Source organism: Yoonia sp. SDW83-1, from assembly GCF_046762885.1.
Lineage (GTDB): Bacteria > Pseudomonadota > Alphaproteobacteria > Rhodobacterales > Rhodobacteraceae > Yoonia.
The window spans coordinates 1-722 of sequence record NZ_JBKQXO010000052.1; the positions used below are offsets into that span (position 1 = coordinate 1).

Annotated in this window: 1 protein-coding gene; it reads right to left on the reverse strand. The window is 58.9% G+C overall.

The genetic code is table 11. The features are described 5' to 3' along the window. On the reverse strand, positions 1-722 hold a 722-nt coding region (gene ttcA / locus ACFWW4_RS22695; RefSeq protein ID WP_411892911.1), incomplete at both ends, for a tRNA 2-thiocytidine(32) synthetase TtcA.

Sequence of the window (722 nt, forward strand, 5' to 3'; positions counted from 1 at the left end):
TTTTCCCAGCCATCCAGGATCTGTTTGACCTGCTGGCGCTGCAACCCATCCTGCGACCCGCACAGATCACAGGGAATGATCGGATAATTCATGGCTTTCGCGAATTTTTCGCAATCAGCCTCGGCCACATGCGCCAGCGGGCGATAGAGTAACAGATCGCCTTCCTCGTTGACCAGTTTTGGCGGCATCGTGGCCAGACGCCCGCCGTGGAACAGGTTCATGAAAAACGTCTCGAGAATATCGTCCCGGTGGTGGCCCAACACCACGGCTGAACAGCCCTCTTCGCGGGCGATCCGGTACAGGTTGCCCCGCCGCAACCGCGAACACAGCGCGCAGAATGTCCGCCCCGCCGGCACCTTGTCCATGACGATGGAATATGTGTCCTTATATTCGATCCGGTGCGGCACGCCCATCCTTTCCAGAAACTCCGGCAGCACCATCGCAGGAAACCCCGGCTGGCCCTGATCCAGATTGCAGGCGATCAGATCGACAGGCAGCAGGCCGCGCCACTTCAGCTCGTACAAAGCGGCGAGCAGGATGTAGCTGTCTTTGCCACCTGACAGGCAGACCAGCCATTTGTCCGGTTTCTGGCCTGTCTGAGGGGGCACCATCCCATACTGTTCGATTGCCTCGCGGGTATATCGCACGATGCGTTTGCGCAGCTTCTTGAACTCGGTGCTGGAAGGCGCACCGTGGAAAAGCGGGTGGATTTCTGTATCGTC